The sequence below is a fragment of the Streptomyces sp. NPDC050703 genome, from assembly GCF_040654435.1.
Classification (GTDB): domain Bacteria; phylum Actinomycetota; class Actinomycetes; order Streptomycetales; family Streptomycetaceae; genus Streptomyces.
In genome coordinates this window covers 172,368-190,554 of record NZ_JBFAHX010000010.1, presented here as the reverse complement: position 1 = coordinate 190,554, position 18,187 = coordinate 172,368, and the positions used below count along the sequence as shown (strand labels likewise).

The 18,187-nt window shown below is 72.4% G+C and carries 23 protein-coding genes and 1 riboswitch; of the genes, 13 read left to right on the top strand and 10 right to left on the bottom strand.

Translation table 11 applies throughout. From position 1 onward, the window contains the following. Nucleotides 1-26: 26 nt before the first annotated feature. The 5 genes from AB0I16_RS12935 to AB0I16_RS12915 all read left to right on the top strand — a co-directional run bounded on the left by AB0I16_RS12935 (nucleotide 27) and on the right by AB0I16_RS12915 (nucleotide 4,551). Nucleotides 27-1,265, top strand: coding sequence for a MurT ligase domain-containing protein (locus AB0I16_RS12935; RefSeq protein WP_062775844.1), 1,239 nt, complete (start codon nucleotides 27-29; stop codon nucleotides 1,263-1,265). Nucleotides 1,266-1,313: 48 nt separating this feature from the next. Continuing rightward, nucleotides 1,314-2,042: a glutamine amidotransferase gene (locus AB0I16_RS12930; protein ID WP_363249383.1), complete on the top strand. Its 729-nt coding sequence runs from the start codon at nucleotides 1,314-1,316 to the stop codon at nucleotides 2,040-2,042. Between the two features lie 178 nt (nucleotides 2,043-2,220). Continuing rightward, the gene (locus AB0I16_RS12925) at nucleotides 2,221-3,246 is read left to right on the top strand and encodes a 6-phosphofructokinase (protein ID WP_363249382.1); all 1,026 of its coding nucleotides are present in this window, start codon (nucleotides 2,221-2,223) and stop codon (nucleotides 3,244-3,246) included. A 108-nt stretch (nucleotides 3,247-3,354) separates the two neighbouring features. Beyond that, entirely contained in the window at nucleotides 3,355-4,305 is a 951-nt protein-coding gene (locus AB0I16_RS12920; protein ID WP_363249381.1) for a cytochrome c oxidase assembly protein, read from the top strand. 87 nt (nucleotides 4,306-4,392) lie between these two features. Continuing rightward, on the top strand, nucleotides 4,393-4,551 hold the full coding sequence (locus AB0I16_RS12915; RefSeq protein ID WP_363249379.1) for a hypothetical protein: 159 nt from the start codon (nucleotides 4,393-4,395) through the stop codon (nucleotides 4,549-4,551). A gap of 35 nt (nucleotides 4,552-4,586) precedes the next feature. Here the strand turns inward: AB0I16_RS12915 and AB0I16_RS12910 are convergent, their stop codons facing one another. Further along, on the bottom strand, nucleotides 4,587-4,997 hold the full coding sequence (locus AB0I16_RS12910) for an SSI family serine proteinase inhibitor (protein ID WP_363249378.1): 411 nt from the start codon (nucleotides 4,995-4,997) through the stop codon (nucleotides 4,587-4,589). Nucleotides 4,998-5,220: 223 nt separating this feature from the next. Between AB0I16_RS12910 and AB0I16_RS12905 the strand changes: the two genes are divergently transcribed. Next, the gene (locus AB0I16_RS12905; RefSeq protein WP_363249377.1) at nucleotides 5,221-5,955 is read left to right on the top strand and encodes a lysophospholipid acyltransferase family protein; all 735 of its coding nucleotides are present in this window, start codon (nucleotides 5,221-5,223) and stop codon (nucleotides 5,953-5,955) included. A 169-nt stretch (nucleotides 5,956-6,124) separates the two neighbouring features. Here the strand turns inward: AB0I16_RS12905 and AB0I16_RS12900 are convergent, their stop codons facing one another. The 7 genes from AB0I16_RS12900 to AB0I16_RS12870 form a co-directional block, all read right to left on the bottom strand. Beyond that, the gene (locus AB0I16_RS12900; RefSeq protein ID WP_363249413.1) at nucleotides 6,125-6,928 is read right to left on the bottom strand and encodes an urease accessory protein UreD; all 804 of its coding nucleotides are present in this window, start codon (nucleotides 6,926-6,928) and stop codon (nucleotides 6,125-6,127) included. Then, nucleotides 6,925-7,611, bottom strand: a complete 687-nt coding sequence (ureG, locus tag AB0I16_RS12895; protein ID WP_363249376.1) for an urease accessory protein UreG — start codon at nucleotides 7,609-7,611, stop codon at nucleotides 6,925-6,927. The genes AB0I16_RS12900 and ureG overlap by 4 nt, the downstream gene beginning before the upstream one ends. 188 nt (nucleotides 7,612-7,799) lie before the next feature. Then, on the bottom strand, nucleotides 7,800-8,474 hold the full coding sequence (locus AB0I16_RS12890; protein WP_363249375.1) for an urease accessory UreF family protein: 675 nt from the start codon (nucleotides 8,472-8,474) through the stop codon (nucleotides 7,800-7,802). 28 nt (nucleotides 8,475-8,502) lie between these two features. Beyond that, nucleotides 8,503-10,224, bottom strand: a complete 1,722-nt coding sequence (locus AB0I16_RS12885; protein ID WP_363249374.1) for an urease subunit alpha — start codon at nucleotides 10,222-10,224, stop codon at nucleotides 8,503-8,505. Continuing rightward, on the bottom strand, nucleotides 10,217-10,561 hold the full coding sequence (locus tag AB0I16_RS12880; RefSeq protein WP_363249373.1) for an urease subunit beta: 345 nt from the start codon (nucleotides 10,559-10,561) through the stop codon (nucleotides 10,217-10,219). The genes AB0I16_RS12885 and AB0I16_RS12880 overlap by 8 nt, the downstream gene beginning before the upstream one ends. A gap of 16 nt (nucleotides 10,562-10,577) precedes the next feature. Continuing rightward, nucleotides 10,578-10,880 (bottom strand): urease subunit gamma, encoded by a 303-nt coding sequence (locus AB0I16_RS12875; protein WP_363249412.1) that lies wholly within the window; start codon nucleotides 10,878-10,880, stop codon nucleotides 10,578-10,580. A gap of 198 nt (nucleotides 10,881-11,078) precedes the next feature. Further along, on the bottom strand, nucleotides 11,079-11,699 hold the full coding sequence (locus AB0I16_RS12870; protein ID WP_363249372.1) for a TetR/AcrR family transcriptional regulator: 621 nt from the start codon (nucleotides 11,697-11,699) through the stop codon (nucleotides 11,079-11,081). A 178-nt stretch (nucleotides 11,700-11,877) separates the two neighbouring features. Between AB0I16_RS12870 and AB0I16_RS12865 the strand changes: the two genes are divergently transcribed. After that, nucleotides 11,878-12,882, top strand: coding sequence for an ABC transporter permease (locus AB0I16_RS12865; RefSeq protein WP_363249371.1), 1,005 nt, complete (start codon nucleotides 11,878-11,880; stop codon nucleotides 12,880-12,882). 402 nt (nucleotides 12,883-13,284) lie between these two features. Here the strand turns inward: AB0I16_RS12865 and AB0I16_RS12860 are convergent, their stop codons facing one another. Beyond that, nucleotides 13,285-13,563: a type II toxin-antitoxin system Phd/YefM family antitoxin gene (locus AB0I16_RS12860; RefSeq protein WP_363249370.1), complete on the bottom strand. Its 279-nt coding sequence runs from the start codon at nucleotides 13,561-13,563 to the stop codon at nucleotides 13,285-13,287. 127 nt (nucleotides 13,564-13,690) lie between these two features. On the opposite strand from AB0I16_RS12860, the gene AB0I16_RS12855 reads away from it, so the two are divergent. The 4 genes from AB0I16_RS12855 to AB0I16_RS12840 all read left to right on the top strand — a co-directional run bounded on the left by AB0I16_RS12855 (nucleotide 13,691) and on the right by AB0I16_RS12840 (nucleotide 16,309). After that, nucleotides 13,691-14,326 carry an ATP-dependent Clp protease proteolytic subunit gene (locus tag AB0I16_RS12855; protein ID WP_363249369.1) on the top strand — a complete coding sequence of 212 codons (636 nt, stop codon included), beginning with the start codon at nucleotides 13,691-13,693 and terminating at the stop codon, nucleotides 14,324-14,326. A gap of 7 nt (nucleotides 14,327-14,333) precedes the next feature. Continuing rightward, nucleotides 14,334-14,642, top strand: a complete 309-nt coding sequence (locus AB0I16_RS12850; RefSeq protein ID WP_363249368.1) for a hypothetical protein — start codon at nucleotides 14,334-14,336, stop codon at nucleotides 14,640-14,642. A gap of 317 nt (nucleotides 14,643-14,959) precedes the next feature. Beyond that, nucleotides 14,960-15,168: riboswitch (cyclic di-AMP (ydaO/yuaA leader) on the top strand. Nucleotides 15,169-15,170: 2 nt separating this feature from the next. Further along, on the top strand, nucleotides 15,171-15,644 hold the full coding sequence (locus AB0I16_RS12845) for a C40 family peptidase (RefSeq protein WP_363249367.1): 474 nt from the start codon (nucleotides 15,171-15,173) through the stop codon (nucleotides 15,642-15,644). A 98-nt stretch (nucleotides 15,645-15,742) separates the two neighbouring features. Continuing rightward, on the top strand, nucleotides 15,743-16,309 hold the full coding sequence (locus AB0I16_RS12840; protein ID WP_363249366.1) for a DUF6328 family protein: 567 nt from the start codon (nucleotides 15,743-15,745) through the stop codon (nucleotides 16,307-16,309). A gap of 41 nt (nucleotides 16,310-16,350) precedes the next feature. Here the strand turns inward: AB0I16_RS12840 and AB0I16_RS12835 are convergent, their stop codons facing one another. Then, nucleotides 16,351-16,803, bottom strand: coding sequence for an ATP-binding protein (locus tag AB0I16_RS12835; protein ID WP_363249365.1), 453 nt, complete (start codon nucleotides 16,801-16,803; stop codon nucleotides 16,351-16,353). Nucleotides 16,804-17,076: 273 nt separating this feature from the next. Between AB0I16_RS12835 and AB0I16_RS12830 the strand changes: the two genes are divergently transcribed. Continuing rightward, nucleotides 17,077-17,952, top strand: a complete 876-nt coding sequence (locus AB0I16_RS12830) for a helix-turn-helix transcriptional regulator (protein WP_363249364.1) — start codon at nucleotides 17,077-17,079, stop codon at nucleotides 17,950-17,952. Beyond that, on the top strand, nucleotides 17,949-18,173 hold the full coding sequence (locus AB0I16_RS12825) for a DUF397 domain-containing protein (RefSeq protein ID WP_363249363.1): 225 nt from the start codon (nucleotides 17,949-17,951) through the stop codon (nucleotides 18,171-18,173). Before AB0I16_RS12830 ends, AB0I16_RS12825 begins: the two co-directional genes overlap by 4 nt. The last annotated feature ends 14 nt before the right edge of the window (nucleotides 18,174-18,187 follow it).

The following is an 18,187-nucleotide window of genomic DNA, read 5'->3' as shown; positions in this document are numbered from 1 at the left end:
GCCGTACGCAAGGAGGATCTCGACAGATGTCAGGCAACACGGACCCGCTGTCGCCGCGGGCCAAGCTGGCCGTGACGGCGGGCAAGGCGGCCGCGGCGGTGTCGCGCGCGGCCGGCCGCGGCAGCGGATCGGTGATCGGCGGCAAGGTCGCGCTCCGGCTCGACCCCGAGCTGCTCGGTCGGCTCGCCACACACCTGGACGTCGTCCTCGTGTCGGCCACCAACGGCAAGACGACCACCACACGCCTGATCGCGGAGGCTCTGCGGGCCAGCGGCCCCGTCGTGTCCAACGCCCTGGGCGCGAACATGCCCGCGGGCATCACCTCGGCGCTCGCCGGCGGCTCCGACGCCAAGTACGGCGTGATCGAGGTCGACGAGAAGTACCTCGCGGGTGTCGCCCGTGACGTGGACCCGAAGGCCATCGCGCTCCTGAACCTCTCGCGCGACCAGCTCGACCGCGCCGCGGAGACCCGCATGCTCGCCGAGAAGTGGCGCGAGGGCCTGTCCGGCTCCAAGGCCGTGGTCGTCGCCAACGCCGACGACCCGCTGGTCGTCTGGGCGGCCTCCTCCTCGCCGAACGTGGTGTGGGTGGCCGCGGGTCAGGAGTGGAAGGACGACGCCTGGTCCTGCCCGTCCTGCGGTGGCGTCATGCAGCGCCCCGGCGACGACTGGTTCTGCGGCGAGTGCGGCTTCCGCCGTCCCGCCCCGAGCTGGGTGCTCTCCGGTGACCACGTCCTCGACCCGCACGGCTCGGCGTGGCCCATCCACCTGCAGCTCCCCGGCCGCGCCAACAAGGCCAACGCCACCTCGTCGGCCGCCGTCGCCGCCGTCTTCGGGGTGCCGCCGCAGGTCGCCCTGGAGCGGATGTACCAGGTGCAGGCCGTCGCGGGACGCTATGACGTCGTGCAGTTCCAGGGCCGCGACCTGCGGCTGCTGCTCGCGAAGAACCCCGCGGGCTGGCTGGAGACGTTCTCGCTGATCGACCCGCCGCCGACCCCGGTGATCCTCTCGGTGAACGCCCGCGGCGCGGACGGCACGGACACCTCCTGGCTCTGGGACGTCGACTACACCCGCCTCGCCGGTCACCCGATCTTCGTTCTCGGCGACCGCAAGCTGGACCTCGCGGTGCGCCTGGAGGTCGCGGGCCTGGACTTCCGGGTCTGCGAGACCGTCGACGAGGCGGTGCAGCTCGCCCCGCCCGGACGCATCGAGACGATCGCGAACTACACCGCGTTCCAGGACCTGCGCCGCCGCGTCGGCAACTGACCCACCGGCCCCCTTGGCCCTTCACAGAACTCGTAGGGACGAATGAGCATGAGTGACAACAGCCTGCGGCTGGTGTGGGTCTACCCCGACCTGCTGAGCACGTACGGAGACCAGGGCAACGCCCTGGTGGTGGAGCGCCGCGCCCGCCAGCGCGGCCTCCAGGTCGAGCGCTACGACGTGCGCAGCGACCAGCCGGTGCCCACCTCCGGCGACATCTACCTGATCGGCGGCGGCGAGGACCGGCCGCAGCGGCTCGCGGCCGAGCGGCTGCGCCGCGACGGCGGCCTCCAGCGGGCCGTGGGCAACGGCGCGATCGTCTTCTCGGTCTGCGCCGGCTACCAGATCCTCGGCAACGAGTTCATCAACGACCTCGGTCAGCGCGAGCCGGGCCTCGGCCTGCTCGACGTGGTCTCCACCCGCGGCGAGGGCGAGCGGTGCGTCGGTGACGTCCTCGCCGACATCGACCCGCAGCTCGGCCTGCCGCCGCTGACGGGCTTCGAGAACCACCAGGGCATCACCCACGTGGGCCCCGCGGCCCGCCCCTTCGCCCGCGTCACGCTCGGCCGGGGCAACGGCACGGGCGACGGCACCGAGGGCGCGTACAACGGCACGGTCTTCGGCACGTACATGCACGGCCCGGTCCTCGCCCGCAACCCGCTGATCGCGGACCTGCTGCTCAAGCTGGCCCTCGACGTGAACGCGCTGCCGCCCACGGACGACCGGTGGTACGAGGCGCTGCGCTCCGAGCGCATCGCCTCCGCCCAGCAGCCCGCCTGAGCCGGTCGAAGGCTCCGGGAGGAGGGCCCGCCTGACGCCCCGCCCGCACATGTGAGCGGGGGCGTCCAGCCCTCGGACGCCTGATGCGGTCCGGCCCCCCGCCGCCTATAGGGTGGCGGGAATTCAGCCGGACGGCGTGGTCCGGTCATCGGCCCACGTTGCAAAGGTATTCCGGGCTATGCGCATTGGTGTCCTGACCTCCGGCGGCGACTGCCCCGGCCTGAACGCCGTCATCCGCTCCGTCGTGCACCGCGCGGTGGCGGACCACGGGGACGAGGTCATCGGCTTCCACGACGGCTGGAAAGGTCTCCTGGAGTGCGACTACCGCAAGCTCGACCTCGACGCGGTGGGCGGCATCCTCGCCCGCGGCGGGACGATCCTCGGCTCCTCGCGAGTACAGCCCGCGCACCTGCGTGACGGCGTGGAGCGGGCCAAGGGCCACGTCGCCGACCTCGGCCTCGACGCGATCATCCCGATCGGCGGCGAGGGCACGCTGAAGGCGGCCCGGCTGCTCTCGGACGCGGGCCTGCCCATCGTCGGCGTGCCCAAGACCATCGACAACGACATCGCCGTCACCGACGTCACCTTCGGCTTCGACACCGCCGTGGGCGTGGCGACCGAGGCGCTCGACCGCCTGAAGACCACCGCCGAGTCGCACCAGCGCGTCCTCATCGTCGAGGTCATGGGCCGGCACACCGGCTGGATCGCCCTGCACTCCGGAATGGCGGCGGGCGCGCACGCCATCGTCGTGCCCGAGCGCCCCTTCGACATCGAGGAGCTGGCCGCGAAGGTCGGCGAGCGCTTCTCGGCGGGCAAGAAGTTCGCGATCGTCGTGGCCGCCGAGGGCGCCAAGCCCCGCGAGGGCTCCATGGAGTTCGACGTGGGCGGCAAGGACGTCTACGGCCACGAGCGGTTCGCCGGCATCGCCCGGCAGCTCTCCCTCGAACTGGAGCAGCGCCTCGGCAAGGAGGCCCGTCCGGTCATCCTCGGGCACGTGCAGCGCGGCGGCACCCCGACCGCGTACGACCGCGTCCTCGCGACGCGCTTCGGCTGGCACGCGGTGGAGGCCGCCCACCGCGGCGAGTTCGGCGGGATGACGGCGCTGCGCGGCACCGACATCACCATGGTGCCGCTCGCGGAGGCCGTCGAGACCCTGAAGACCGTGCCCGACGAGCGGTACGCGGAGGCGGAGTGCGTGCTGTAGGTCCGTCGCCCGTCGTCCTACTCGCCCCCGGTCGCGTCTGCGGCCGGGGGCGGTTCTACTCTGGTGCCGACACACGTCGCACAATCCGCATGAATCAGGAGACACCGGATGGATCACAGCGGGCACGGCATGAACATGGATCTGCCGCCGTTCACGCTGGGGCGAGGCCTGGAGATCTCCGCCGACCCCTTCTTCCTCATCGGCGGCCTGGTGGGCTTCGCCCTGTACGGATGGGGTGTGGTGCGGCTGGTGCGGCGGGGCGACAAGTGGCCGGTGGGGCGCACGGTCGCCTTCGGGCTCGGGGTGCTCACCGTCCTGCTCGTGATGTGCACCAAGCTCAATGACTACGGCATGGTCATGTTCAGCGTGCACATGGTGCAGCACATGGTGATCAGCATGCTGTCGCCGATCCTGCTGCTACTCGGCGCCCCGATCACGCTGGCCCTGCGCGCCCTGCCCGCGGCGGGCCGCGGCCACAAGGGCCCCCGCGAGTGGCTGCTGTGGCTGCTGCACAGCCGGTACATGCGGATCATCACGCACCCCGCGTTCACGATCCCGCTGTTCATCGCGAGCCTGTACGCGCTCTACTTCACGCCGCTCTTCGACACGCTGATGGGCTCCAAGGCGGGCCACATCGGGATGATGGTGCACTTCCTCGCCGTCGGCCTGGTCTTCTTCTGGCCGATCATGGGCGTCGACCCCGGCCCGCACCGGCCCGGCTATGTGATGCGGATGCTGGAGCTGTTCGCGGGCATGCCGTTCCACGCGTTCTTCGGCATCGCGCTGATGATGGCGACGCAGCCGATGGTCGGCACCTACATGCACCCGCCGGCCTCCCTCGGCATCGACGCCCTGGCCGACCAGGAGGCGGCGGGCGGCATCGCCTGGGCGTTCAGCGAGATCCCCTCCGTGGTGGTCCTGGTCGCCCTGCTCTTCCAGTGGCGCCGCTCCGAGGACCGCGAGGCCCGGCGCAAGGACCGCGCCGCCGACCGCGACGGCGACAAGGAGCTGGAGGCCTACAACGCCTACCTGGCCTCACTGGCCGCACGCGGACGCTAGCGCGGACGGGGCATCGCGGGTGACGATGGTCTTCGGACCGCGGTCCCGGCGCGCAGGCGCGGCGGGCTGCCGGGAGGAGGCGGAGCGATGCCCGGTTCCACGAAGACCATGGGTGGGTTCACCATCGGCGGCCTGGTCATGGTGACGGCCTACTCGGTGACGCTCGGAAGCAACGGCTGGCTGTGGTTCGGCTGGGTCGTGCTGGGACTGCTCACGCTGGGGATGGTCCTGTCGCGCGGCACGTGAGCCGGGCGGCGCCTCCGGTGCGGGGCCGTCCCGGCTCAGAACCGGAAGACGGAGCCGGTGGCCGCCTCCAGCTCGCAGCGGTTGGGGAAGACCTTGACCCAGCTCACGCCCCGGCCCTCGTGGCTGCCGTGCGCGCTGGCGGTGACCGGGTCGTACTTCTTGGTGCAGGGCCGCTTGACGGGGGGCAGCGCGTCGAGGTCCCCCGCGGCCCTGCCGATCTCCGCGCAGGCCAGGGCGGCGTGCGGGTGGCGCCCCGCGGGCTTGGGCTCGCAGTGCAGCAGCACTCCGCGGATCCACGTGTCGTCCGATTCGGCGACGGTGAGGAAGAGCCCGCTCTTCGCGGCGGCGTCCGAGGCCGCCGCCCGCGTGGGGGCGCCGGCCGCCTGGGCGGGGACGGAGACGCCGAGGGCGACGAGTGCGGCGACGGCGACGGTAAGGGGGCGCATGCGGGACCTCCGGTGGCGGTGACGGTGACGTTCTGTGGTGTCGGCCCCGGCGGCAGGGGCGCCGGGGAGAGACCAGGGGACCCCCCGTCCGCGCAGGACGTCGCGGCGCCGCGCCGGTGTTTCGCCCGGCCGGTGGTCCACAACAGCCCGAACGGGCTCTCGCGTCCGCACCGTTGATTGGCTACTGTGCGTCGGCACCGGGACGAGGGGGAAGGCAGCCACCATGTTCTATCCACTGCTCAAGTACGTGCTCCTCGGTCCGCTGCTCCGGCTCATGTTCCGGCCCAGGATCGAGGGCCTGGACCATGTGCCGCAGACGGGCGCGGCGATCGTCGCGGGCAACCATCTGTCGTTCTCCGACCACTTCCTGATGCCGGCGATCATCAAGCGCCGCATCACGTTCCTGGCGAAGGCCGAGTACTTCACGGGGCCCGGCATCAAGGGCCGCCTCACCGCCGCGTTCTTCCGCAGCGCGGGCCAGATCCCGGTCGACCGTTCCGGCAGGGAGGCGGGCAAGGCCGCGATCAGGGAGGGCCTCGGAGTGCTGCGCAAGGGCGAGCTGCTCGGCATCTACCCGGAAGGCACCCGCTCGCACGACGGACGGCTCTACAAGGGCAAGGTCGGCGTCGCCGCGATGGCGCTCAAGGCGCGGGTCCCCGTGATCCCCTGCGCGATGATCGGCACCTTCGAGGCACAGCCGCCCGGCCAGAAGCTCCCGAACCTGCGCCGCGTGACGATCCGCTTCGGCGAGCCCCTGGACTTCTCCCGCTACGTCGGGATGGACAACGAGAAAGCGGTCCTGCGGGCGGTCACCGACGAGATCATGTACGCCATCCTCGGCCTCTCCGGCCAGGAGTACGTGGACAAGTACGCGGCGGTCGTGAAGGCGGAGGAGGCGGAACGCGCCGCGGAGGGCGCCAGGGAGCCCCGCAGGTTCCCGCGGCTGCCGCTGAGCTGACGCCCCCGCCGAGGGCGCCGACCGTCGCGGAGACCGGCGCGGCCGTGGAGTCCCCCGGCCGCCCCGCTCTCGTACCGCGAGGCACTCACCGGGACGGTGGCCGAGCCGGTCGAGCGGCGCGCGGCGACTCCGGGGCCGACTCCTTCGACCACGGCTCCGCGGTGGAAGCTCACTCCAGGTCGCGCAGCGCCGCGTCCAGTGCCCGGCGGACCAGGAGGGCGTCCGGGGCCACCGCGGTGACCAGGACGCCGGGTCCGGCCAGCGGGGTGAGCGCGGCCCACTCCCCCAGTGGCGCGGCCTTCGGCCCGCCCCGCTCGTACTCGGGCCGGACGACGACGAGCTGCCCCACCGCCCGGTGGCCCGCCAGGACGGCGGGGCCGTCCCAGCCGCCGGGCGCGCCGGGGCCGAACGCCAGCTCCTGGTCGAGCAACGGCACCCCGGCCCGGTACACGGTCAGCCGACTGCTCAGCCGGCCGGGGGCCTCGGCGGCCCGTCCGAGCACCTGTTCCTCCCGCAGCACCAGACGGGCACCCGCGGCGAGCTCCACGCGCGTCGAGAGCCGCAGGTCGCTGTCACGCACCGAGATCAGCTGCTCGGGCAGCCACCGCAGCTCGGCGCCGTCGGCCACGCCGATCCGCACGTCGTAGCGCGCCGCCCCGCCGCTCTGGCCCGGCAGCGCGAGGGTGGCCGCCGCCGAGTCGACGTGCAGCCGGGCCCCGGCGTGCGCGGTGGCCTCGACGGTGAGGTGGTCGCCGCCGAGCGGGCCGCTCATCGCCCCGACCAGCGTGACGCGGGCGGCCGGGCCGCCGGAGCGGGCGCGGGTGCGGCGCAGGGCGAGCGGGCCCTCGCCGTCGAGCACGGGCAGGGCCGTGCCGCCCCGCCCGTCGGCGCGCGCCTCGATCCGGGCGGTGGCCCGCAGCCCCGCGCCGCCCGACGCTCCCGTACGGCCCCGGGGGGCGGTGCCCGCCCTCACGCCGACGCGGTCCACGCGGTGTACTGCTCGCGCACCCAGGCGGCGACGGGGCCGACGCCCTCCTCGGACCGCAGCGACTGGAAGACCACCGGCAGCTGAGCGCGCTGCGCCTTGGCGTCGGCGGCCATGGTGGCCAGGTCCGAGCCGACGTGGGGGGCGAGGTCCGTCTTGTTGACGACCAGCAGGTCGGCGGTGGTGACGCCGGGCCCGCCCTTGCGCGGGATGTCGTCGCCGCCCGCGACGTCGATGACGAAGATCTGCGCGTCGACGAGCCCCTTGGAGAAGGTGGCGGTGAGGTTGTCGCCACCGGACTCGACGAGGATCAGGTCCAGCGGCCCGGCCTCGTCCTCCAGGTCCTCCACGGCCTCCAGGTTCGCGGAGATGTCGTCACGGATCGCGGTGTGCGGACAGGCGCCGGTCTCCACGGCGGTGATCCGCTCGGGCGGCAGGACGGCCTCGCGGAGCAGGAACTCGGCGTCCTCGCGGGTGTAGATGTCGTTGGTGACGACGGCGAGGGACAGCTCGTCGCGCAGGGCACGGCACAGCGCGGCGACGGTGGCGGTCTTGCCGGTCCCCACGGGCCCTCCGAGCCCGATGCGCAGAGCGCGCCGGCTCCCGTCGGGCCGCCGCGCGTCGGCGGAGACGGCGGCGGGGCCGTGGTCGTGGGAGTGGTCGAGGTGCATGAGGGCTCCTGAGGTTCGTGATCGGATGGACGGGCCGTTCAGCCCGTCCGGTGTCTGAGGAGGAGGCCGTTCGGGCCGAGAGAGGGGGCCCCGGGGCGAAGCCCCCGGCAGTCGGCCCCGGCAGTCGGCCCCGGCGGGCGGGCGGCTCAAGCGGCGGTCCGAGAAGCCGGCGGCGGGAGAGAGCGCCGCTACGAGGCGAAGAGCCGCACGGGCCACCCCGCGTGCGCCTCCGCGCCCAGCTCAAGGAGCGGAGCCGACCCCGCGGGCAACGCGTCGACCCCCTCGCAGAGGGCCCTGCCCGCCGCCTCCGCCGCCCGCAGGACGACCCGGTCGACCTCGGGCGCGAGGCGGGCGAGAACCCCCGTGGCGTCGAAGGGGTCGAGGCTGAGCAGCCGCACCGTGGCGGTCGCGGGGCCGCTGATCCCCTCGTACGCCGAGCAGTACGCCGCGTCTTCAGGCCCGAGCCCCGCGGCCCGCGCGGCGAGCCCCAGCACGACCGGCTGATGCGCCCCCTTGGGGAAGAGCCGGGCCAGCGCGTCGAGTTCCGGATGCGGCCAGGTCGCCCGCGCCGCCCGCGTGAGCTGCCTGCCGAGCCGCCGCGCCGCCACCCGCAGCGCGGGCGAAGGCGTACGGGCGTCGGCCGCGGCGTCGAGGGCGGCCGGGTCCACGCCGAGCGCGGCGGCCGCGGCGAGGGAGGCCGCCACCAGGCCGCTGGTGTTCAGCCGCCCCCGGCAGAAGTCCTCCAGGCTCGCGGCGCCGGTGACGCGGCCGGCCTTGACGGCCTCTTCGGCGCCGCCGGAGTGGGCGTGCCCGCCGGCGGGGAAGCGGCCGTCGGCCAGGACGAGGAGTGCTGCGCGTGACATGTGATCGTCGCCTGTGTCCACCGGGCCTTCAGAAGAGGAAGTACCGCTGGGCGAGCGGCAGTTCCATGGCGGGCGACGGTTCGACGAGTTCACCGTCGATGGTGACGGCGAAGCTGTCGGGGGCGACCTCCACCCGGGGCAGCGCGTCGTTCTCCCGCATGTCGGCCTTCGAGCGGCCCCGCGTGGAGCGGATCGCGGTGAACGGCTTGTCCAGGCCGAGGCGTTCCGGAAGCCCGTCGTCCAGAGCCGCCTGGGTGACGAAGTTGACCGAGTTGAGGCCGGGGGCGCGCCCATGGGCCCCGTACATGCGGCGTGGCAGGACCGGTTGCGGGGTCGGGATCGAGGCATTGGCGTCGCCCATCTGCGCGTAGGCGATCTGTCCGCCCTTGAGGACGACCTGCGGCTTGACGCCGAAGAACGCAGGGTCCCACAGGACGAGGTCCGCGAGCTTGCCGGTCTCGACCGAGCCGGTCTCGTGGTCGATGCCCTGTGCGACGGCCGCGTTGATCGTGTACTTGGCGACATAGCGACGCGCACGGCGGTTGTCGGCCCGGGTGTCCCCCGGCAGGAAGCCGCGGCGTCTCTTCATCACGTGGGCGGTCTGCCAGGTGCGCAGGACGACCTCGCCGACGCGCCCCATGGCCTGTGAGTCGGAGGACATGATCGAGATGGCGCCGAGGTCGTGGAGGATGTCCTCCGCGCCGATGGTGGTGGGCCTGATGCGGGACTCGGCGAAGGCCAGGTCCTCGGGGACGGCCGGGTTGAGGTGGTGGCAGACCATCAGCATGTCGAGGTGTTCCTCGACGGTGTTGACGGTGTGCGGCCGGGTGGGGTTGGTGGAGCTGGGCAGCATGTTGGGCAGCGACACCGCGGTGATCATGTCCGGGGCGTGGCCGCCGCCCGCGCCCTCGACGTGGAAGGCGTGCAGGGTCCGGCCCGCGACGGCGTCGAAGGTGGCGTCGACGAAGCCCGCTTCGTTCAGGGTGTCGGTGTGGACGGCGAGCTGGGCGCCGGTCTCCTCGCAGACGCCCAGGCAGGCGTCGATGACGGCGGGTGTCGCGCCCCAGTCCTCGTGGATCTTGAAGCTGACGGCTCCGGCCCGCAGTTGGGCGTGCAGGGAGGCGGTGGAGACGGTGTTGCCCTTGCCGAGGAAGCCGATGTTGACGGGGCTGGACTCCAGGGCGGCGAACATCCGCGCCAGATGCCAGGCGCCCGGCGTGATGGTGGTCGCCTTGCTGCCCTCGGCGGGGCCCGTGCCGCCGCCGAAGAGCGTCGTGACGCCGGAGGCCAGCGCCTCGTCGACGATGGTCGGGGAGATGAAGTGGATGTGGGTGTCGATGCCGCCGGCGGTGAGGATCTTGCCGTTGCCCGAGAGGATCTCGGTCTCCGGGCCGATGACGAGCGCGGGGTCGACGCCGTCCATCGTGTCCGGGTTCCCGGACTTGCCGATGCCGGTGATCCGGCCGTCCCGTATGCCCACGTCGGCCTTGACGACGCCCCAGTGGTCGACGATCACCGCGCCGGTGATGACGGTGTCGGGGGCGCCCTCGGCGCGGGTCGTGCGGGACTGGCCCATCGACTCGCGGATGACCTTGCCGCCGCCGAACACGGACTCGTCGCCGGAGCGTCCGGGGCCGCCCGCGCGGTCCTCCTCGATCTCGATCAGGAGGTCGGTGTCGGCGAGCCGGATGCGGTCGCCGGTCGTGGGGCCGAAGAGATCGGCGTACGCGGCGCGCGACAGCTCAGGCATCGAGGGCACCTCCGGTCTCGCCGCGCAGACCGGGCACGACGCGCTTGCCGGCCAGCGGGACGAGTTCGACGTCGACGGGGATGCCGGGCTCGAAGCGCACGGCGGTCCCCGCGGCGATGTTGAGCCGCGTGCCGCGCGCGGCGCCGCGGTCGAAGCGCAGCCCGGGGTTGGCCTCGGCGAAGTGGTAGTGCGAGCCGACCTGGACGGGCCGGTCGGCGGCGTTGAGGACGGTGAGGCGGGTGGCCTCGCGGCCCTCGTTGAAGAGGACGGGCTCGTCGGCGAACAGGATCTCGCCGGGGACGAGGTCCCGTCCCGTGCCGTGCGTGGCGGCGTGCATGAGGGGCGGTCTCCCGTCAGACGATCGGGTCATGGACGGTGACGAGCTTGGTCCCGTCGGGGAAGGTGGCCTCGACCTGGACGTCGTGGATCATCTCGGGGATGCCCGGCATGACGTCGTCCCTGGTGAGGACCGTGCGTCCGGACGACATCAGCTCGGAGACCGTGCGGCCGTCGCGGGCGCCCTCAAGGATGTGCGAGGTGATGAGGGCGATCGCCTCGGGGTGGTTGAGCAGCAGCCCCCGCGCCCTTCGCTTCTCGGCCACGTCCGCGGCCACGTGGATGAGCAGTCTCTCCTGCTCGTGCGGGGTCAGTTGCACGATTCCCACCTCAAGTCCTCGCTCCGGACCATGCGGGGTCCGGATCGCCGCACCACCGCGACAGGTATAGATGTAACACACATCGAATGCGCGCGATCTTGCGCACCCTGGCTACGAAAACCCCTGGTGGCGTGCGACGGGAGGGTAGCGGGGCGGAGTTTCACCGAGGTTAACCAGTCGTTGACCGGTCCATGACCGTCAGCTGGGCTCCCCCATACTCATCAGGGCGCGCACGCCGTCCTGGAGCGCCTCGACGGGCACTTCGTCGAACAGCGCGTACTGGGCCGCGAAGCCCTGCGCCGCGGCGATCATGGTCCGCGCGACATGGTCGGCGGGGATGTCCGCGCGCATCATGCCCGCCTTCTGGTACCCCTCGACGATCGCGACCCAGGCCGCGCGCACCCTGGCGTAGACGCCCGCCATGAGGGCCGAGAGGTGCTGGTCGCGGAGCGTCTCCGTCCAGACCTGGATCATCAGCCGGGGGAAGGACGACCTGGCGCCCTCGCGCATCCCGGGCCGCAGGTCGAGCACTTCGGACAGCACCCGTCCCACCAGCACGTCCGGCGGGGGCGGCGGGCTCTGCCGGGCGGCCGCCTCGAAGACGCCGCTGATCTCGGCCAGGACCTCGGAGACGATCGCGGCGATCAGCTCGTCCTTGCCCCGGAAGTAGCGGTAGACCGCGCCCGCCGAGAGGCCGACCTCCTTCAGCACGTCCTGCATCGAGGTGGCGTGGAAGCCGTTGCGCGCGAAGCAGAGTGCCGCGCCGTCGATGATCTGCCGACGCCGGGCGTCGAGGTGTTCCTGGGATACGCGGGCCATGCGCCCCAAACTAAAACGAACATTCATTCTTGACAAGCTCGCCACACCGCAGGACAGTGGCCCTGACCGCAAAACGAACGCTCCTTCTCTTTACTTCCGGTCCTCTCCGCGTACTTCCGGTCCTCTCCGCGTACTTCCGGTCCTCTCCGAGCATCCCGCCACCGAGGAATGAATCACCATGCCGACTCCGCCCACGACGTCCACACCGACGCCCGCGCCGGGCCGCCGCGCCCTGGCGGTGACCCTCCTGGTCCCCGTCCTCGCCGCCCTCGCGCTCTGGGCGTTCGCCTGGCCCGCCGCCCGCACCGCCCCGCGCGACCTGCCCCTCGGCGTCGCCGGCACCGCCACCGCCGCGGAGCCGATCGCCCGGCAACTCGCGCGGCACGACGGGGCTTTCGACATCCACCGGTACGCGGACGAGGCCGCCGCCAGGTCGGCCATCGAGGACCGGGCCGTGTACGGCGCGGTCGTGGCCACGCAGCGGGGCCCCAAGCTGCTGACCGCGACCGCCGCGAGTCCTGTCGTCGCCCAGTTGCTGGGGCAGGCCGTGCAGCGACAGGCGCCGCGGGGCGCCCCGGTGCCGACGGTCGACGTGGTGCCCGCGCCCGCGGCCGATCCCCGGGGGTCGGCCCTCGGTTCGAGCGTGCTGCCGATGGCGATCGCCGGGGTCGCGGCCGGGGCCCTCATCGCGCTGCGGGGGCTGCGCGGCCTGCGCGCGGCGGCGGCGCTGGTCGCCACGGCCGTGCTCGTCGGAGCCGTGGCCGCCGCGCTCACGCACAGCTGGCTCGGCATCCTCACCGGCGACTGGCGGGCGGAGGCCGGGGTGCTCGGCCTCTCCACGCTCGCGGTGAGCGCGGCGGTGGCGGGGTTCGCGGCCCTGTTCGGCCCGGCGGGCATCGGGGTGGGCGGCCTGCTGATGGTGCTCATCGGCAACCCCTTCTCCGGGGTCACCTCCGCGCCGTACCTGCTGCCCGAACCGGCCGGCCTCCTCGGGCAGTTGCTGCCGCCGGGCGCCGGTGGGTCCCTGCTGCGCTCGGTGGCGTTCTTCGACGGCGCACGCGCCACTGCACCCGCGGTGACCCTCGGCGCGTGGGCCGCGCTCGGCCTCGCGGCCGTCCTGCTCGGCGCGGCGGTACGGAAGCGGCCGGCACCCGGCGCCGCGGGGCCCACGGCGGTCGGCTGAGGCCGGCCCAGGAAGCCAGACGGCACCCGGCGCACCACCGGGGACCCGAAGGCCGCGCCCTCCGGACAGCCGCACGCCCCCGCTGTAGCGGACGGGGGCGTGCGGCCTCTTCGCGCACCCGCGGGTGCCGCGACGTCGACGGCTGGGCGCCGGCCTCAGGTCACGGGCGTCAGGGTCTGGACGGCCTCAAAGCACAGGCAGCCGCACGGGCGGCCTCAGGTCACGGGGCGACCTCACGGCACAGACGGCCTCACGGACGACCTCAGGTGACGGGGCGACCTCACGGCACAGACGGCCTCACGGACGACCTCAGGTGACGGGGCGACCTCACGGCACAGACGGCCGCACGGGCGGCCTCCGCGCTCGGCGGGCGCGTCACCGTACTCCCGGCGCCGCCCGCCGTCACCGCGCCTGCGGCCCCCGGTGCTCCGCCGCGATGCCGAACCGCTGCCGCTCCGGCGCCGCGGGCGGCACGGGGGCGACCGAGGTGACGGTGCTGACCGTCCGCTGCTCCTCGGCTTCCGCGAGCCCTTCGAGGCGCTCCAGGTCGGCGGCGGAGACCAGGGCCACGAGTGGCTTGCCGTGCCGCGTGACGACGACGCGCTCACCGCCGTAGACGACGCGGTTGATCAGCTCGGCGAGCTCTGCGCGTGCTTGCGTCACCGGAATCTCGTAGGCCATGCCCTCCAGCTTAGACGCCGCCTTTCCCACAGCGGGGTGACGTGAAGGCTCCACCCCTCCAGCGTACGTCCTGTACATTTTTTACAGAGGTCCGGGCCGTCCGCGACCGAGAGAGAAGAGGCGCGCCATGAACCGTCCGTCCGCCCGTCATGTCCTGCCCGAGTTCACCGAGCGCACCAGTTCCGGCTCGCGGACGATGGACCCGTACTCCAAGCTGCTCGAAGAGCGGATCGTCTTCCTCGGCACCCCCGTCGACAGCACCTCGGCGAACGACGTGATGGCGCAGTTCATGCACCTGGAGTACGTGGCGCCGGACCGCGACATCTCGCTCTACATCAACTCCCCCGGCGGCTCGTTCAGCGCGATGACCGCCATCTACGACACGATGCGGTTCGTCAGCTGCGACGTGCAGACCACCTGTCTGGGCCAGGCCGTCTCGACCGCCGCCGTGCTGCTGGCCGCCGGGACACCGGGCAAGCGGTTCGCGCTGCCCGGGGCGCGCGTGCTGATCCAGCAGCCCTCCGTCGCCGAGCCGTTCCAGGGGCAGGCGAGCGATCTGGCGATCCAGGCGGAGGAAGTCGCGCGGACGCGGAGCCTGCTGGAGGACCTCATCGCGCACCACACCGGGCAGCCGCGCGAACGGGTCACCGAGGACATCGAACGGGACAAGATCCTCGACGCCGCGGCGGCCCTGGAGTACGGCCTGGTGGACCGCATCATTCCCAGCCGCAAGGGCTCGCTCGGCGCGCGCGACGCGGGGTGACGCGCCGATGCTGCCGCCCGAACCGCCGCCGCTGCCCGCCCTCACCCGGGCCGAGGCCGAGCTGATCGACCGCTATCTGGAGGTCGTGGACCTGCTGGGCCGGATCAACCCCGCCCGCGCGGAGCACACGTATCGCGGACTGCGTGCCGCCCAGGCGCTGGTCGGCAGAGCGACGGCGCTGCGGGACGCGCTGACGCTCATGCACCAGCGGGGCGAGAGTGAACTGCACGCGGAGACCCTCGACCGGGCGTTGCGTGTTCTCGACGGCGAACGGCGGGCGGGACGGGTCGCCCTGCCCCCGCCGCCGGGCGGGTGACCGGTACGCGCCGCACTCCGATACGTCTGGTTCCGGTTTGAAACGGACCAGACGAGCTACCCCCGATGGCGTACGAATCCCTCTTTCTTTCCGGGGCCGCGAGTTGCGCGGCTCGCGTACGCGAAGCCCGGAATTTGACGTTCCGTCGCTGGTGGAGGCGTCGTCAGAAGCATGGGGCCGAGGCCCATTTCGGCTGTGTCCACCCGAACAGGTCAGTCGTGAGTAGCCTCACAAAAGGCCGTTTCGGCTCGGCTTTCGCACCCTTGTCGGGTCAAGATCCCCTTCGACGACAAGACCCCGCCGCTGTGGCGGGGCGATCCGGGCGGACGCCGAATCCTGCCGCCGTTCCGGATGACCGGTCGACATCTGTGCAACGGCAGGAGTGGAGGACCCAAGTACGACGGGCCCGCCCGGGAAGTTCCGGGCGACGCCCTTGGGGTGAAGCCGCAGAGCACGACGCGGCCGGGCATCTTCGCCTGCCCGAACCCGACAGGTCATCCTTCTCAGGCGGCTGACGAAGGGTTATGCATGTCCGCGGAGAATTCCGTTCCGTCGCTGCTCAGCAAGGCCGGGGCCGCATCGGCCCTCACCCTCGCCGTCGTGGGCGGCACCCTCGTGGCCCCCGGGCTCACGACCGAGGCACAGGCGGCCACACACGCGACGAAGGCGCTCAAGATCGCGGCGTCCAAGAAGGGCTCGCCCTACGCCTACGGGGCGACGGGCCCCCACCGGTTCGACTGCTCGGGCCTGACGCAGTACTCGTTCAAGCGCACGGGCAAGAAGCTGCCGCGCACCGCCGCCGCGCAGTACAACAAGACCCGGCACATCGGCAAGTCGCAACGGACCCCCGGCGACCTGGTGTTCTTCCACTCGGGGCGGAACGTCTACCACGTCGGTATCTACGCGGGTAACGGCCGCATCTGGCACTCGCCCAAGACGGGGGCCGTGGTGCGCCTGGAGAAGATCTGGACCAACAGCGTCTGGTACGGCCGGGTGCGCTGACCCGCGCCGCGTCCGCCGAACGGGCGTGCTCCGCCTGCCCGACGTGCTCTCGTACGCCGGGAACGCTTGGGGCGCGCCCGTTCGGATACTCGTACGGGATGTCGGACGACTACTCCTGCACCGCCCGCAATGAGACGCCGCTGGAGCGCGCCGACCGCAACTTCGCGGAGCTGCTCCAGGAGTTGCGGGTCACGCAGACCGGCGTCCAGATCCTCTTCGCCTTCCTGCTCAGCCTCGCCTTCACGCCGCGCTTCCCCTCGCTCGACGCGGTGCAGCGCGGCACCTACATCACGACGCTGCTGCTCGCGGTGGCCGCCGCGGCGCTCCTCACGGCGCCCGCCGCGCTGCACAGGTCGCTGTTCCAGCAGCGCGTCAAGCCGCTCATCGTGCGCGTCTCCGCCCGCCTCGCCGCGGTCGGCCTCGGTGTGCTGATGCTCGCCCTGACCGGGTCCGTGCTGCTCGTGGTGGACGTGACGGCCGGAAGGACCGGGGGCGTCGCGGCGGGCGCGGCGGCCCTGACCGTCTGCGTCGGGCTGTGGGGCGTGCTGCCGCGGCTCGTACGGCGCGCGGCGCGGCGCGCCGGGACGGCCGCCCGCGGCGTCGCGGACATCACGCCGGTCGCGGTCCGCGGAGGCGTTCCGCATGCCCTGCGCCGGGAGCGGTAGCCGTGCCGGTTCCACCGCCGCGCCCCGGGCCCGCCGCCCGGTCAGTGCGCGGCACCGCGCGCCCCGCCCTGGAGCGGCGCCGTCCAGGGCAGGGCGATCCACACGGTCTTGCCCCCCTCGTCGGTCGGGCTCACCGAGAGACGGCCGCCGCATTCGGCGGTGAGCATCCGGATGATGACCATGCCCCTGCCGTTGTCCTGCTGGACGGCGGCGGGCAGCCGGCGCGGATAGCGGGGGTGGCTGTCGGTGACGCCGATCCGCAGCCGCTCGTCCCGGTCGAGCTCGACGTCCACGGTGAAGGTGGGCGAGAGCCCGCGGGTGTGCTGCACCGCGTTCGTGGCGAGTTCGGAGACGATGAGTCTGACCGTGTCCCCCACCTCGGTGCTGTCCGGCAGCCCCCACTCCGCGAGCACCTTGGACACGAACTTCCGGGCCGCGGCGACCGAGGCGGGATCGCTCGGCAGAGTGACGGATACTTCCTTGTGATCTGCCATGGCGACGCTGTCCCTTTCCCACCGGGGGCCGGTCTCCGACTCGGAGCGGATGACTCGAGGACGGCTCCGGACTGGTGCTTCGCGCCAGCCTCCCACTCCTTGGCCGCTCACGGGTGGCGATCCACCGAGATGTGCATATATCTGTCGCTCGATGCGGTGAACTCTGCTACGGACGACCCTATTTGGGCACCAGCTCGGTGCTTGTTCTAATCTCGCCCGTGACTTCGGCAACGCCGTCGAATCTTCGGCCGATCCGTCCGAAAGGGAGCGAATATGCGGTACGGGCCTGCGGTGCGCCGCCGTCAACTCGGAGCCGAACTCCGGTCGCTGCGCGGGCGGGCCGGGTTCACCAGCAGCGAGGCGGCCGCCCGGCTCGGCTGGCACCAGTCCAAGGTGAGCCGCATCGAGACGGGCCGCAGCGGGGTGAAGACCTCTGACGTGCGACGTCTGCTCGACCTCTACGAGGTGCGGGACCCGCGCCTCAGGGACCTGCTCGCGGCGCTGGCCGGCACGGACGACGCCGGTGAGGGGCGCCACCACTGGTGGAAGGCCTACCGGGACCTCCTGCCCGCCGCCTACCGCGACTTCATCAGTCTGGAGTCGCAGGCGAGCCGGATGCGCACCCTGGAGACCACCGTGGTCCCCGGCCTGTTGCAGACCCGCGACTACGCCCTCGCGGTGACCCGGGCCGCGGTCACCGGCCTGTCCGAGGCGCAGGTCGACGCCCTGGTGGAGGTCCGCCTGGCCCGTCAGGACGTGCTGCGCGCGGAGCCTCCGCTCCAGCTGAGCGTGGTGCTCGACGAAGCGGTTTTGCGCCGACCGGTGGGCGGACCGGAGGTCTTCGCGGGGCAGCTCGTCCGGTTGAGGGAGATGTCCAAGTTGCCACAGGTGCGACTACAGGTGCTGCCGTTCACCGCTGGGGAGCATGTGGGCTTAATCGGCCCCTTCGTTATTTTTTCGTTTCCGAACATTTCTGATCTGGACGTGGTTGTTCTCGACCATTTGACGAGTAGCCTCTGCCTAGAACGGAAAGAAGACCTCCGGGCCTACACCGAGGCCTTCAACTCCCTTCAGGATCGGGCGCTTTCACCCGAGGAATCGGAGAAATTCATCGCCGGGCTTAGCGACGGCACGAAGGAGGAACAATGACCGCAACGCCTCGGCACGTCCGCACCAGCAGCACCCTCCAGGGCGCGAGGTGGCGGCGCAGCAGTCACAGCAACGGAATGAACAACTGCGTCGAGACGGCCACGCTCGACACCGGCAGGCCGAACCGCCTGCTGGCCGTGCGTGACTCCAAGAACACCGAAGGATCCGCCCTGCTCTTCTCCCCCGGTCCCTGGGAGATCTTCCTCGACAGCCTGCGGTGAGCCGCGCCGGCCCC